Raw genomic sequence first — 530 nt, forward strand, 5'->3', positions numbered from 1 at the left:
TGCCTAATAAGTTTTTGGTAAACGATGCATCACTCGCAATCATGCCTGAGGGAGTGAGAAATGATTATAACAACAGCGGTGGGTTGTATGATTTTCAGTATTATTCCAGTTCTCAAGGAGAGCTGACAGATCGACTGATCGAATACGATGCACTATTTACGAGAGATATATTCGAAGTATATAATGTACAAAACGACTTTTTGCCAGCAGGAGCAAAGGCGAATCTATTAAGTGCAGCGGATCTTGGACTAGGTGTATTAGAGAAATCTAAAACGGACAAAGACGCACTTGCGGGTCAGATTGCGACATTCCGCAATGGATTAGAGGGACGGATCCAAGTGTATCTGGGAGGAGAGCCAAAGAATCAGATCTCCCAGGACCAACTGGTCGGCTACGTGAACCAGCTACGGAATTTCTTCGTGGAAAAACAGACCAAGGGCGAGGAAGTAAACACAGCTGTATTGGAAGCATTGGAAAACACAGGAGCCTTTACTGATGAGATGGCGAAACTGAAGTTTTTCCAAGGGTTA

1 protein-coding gene is annotated in these 530 nt (G+C 44.0%); it reads left to right on the forward strand.

The annotated features are described in order from the left end of the window. Positions 1-530: hypothetical protein (locus tag CH373_RS18730; RefSeq protein WP_165778879.1), on the forward strand; the 530-nt coding region annotated here is incomplete at both ends.

Source organism: Leptospira perolatii (genome assembly GCF_002811875.1).
In the GTDB taxonomy this organism is placed as follows: Bacteria; Spirochaetota; Leptospiria; order Leptospirales; family Leptospiraceae; genus Leptospira_B; species Leptospira_B perolatii.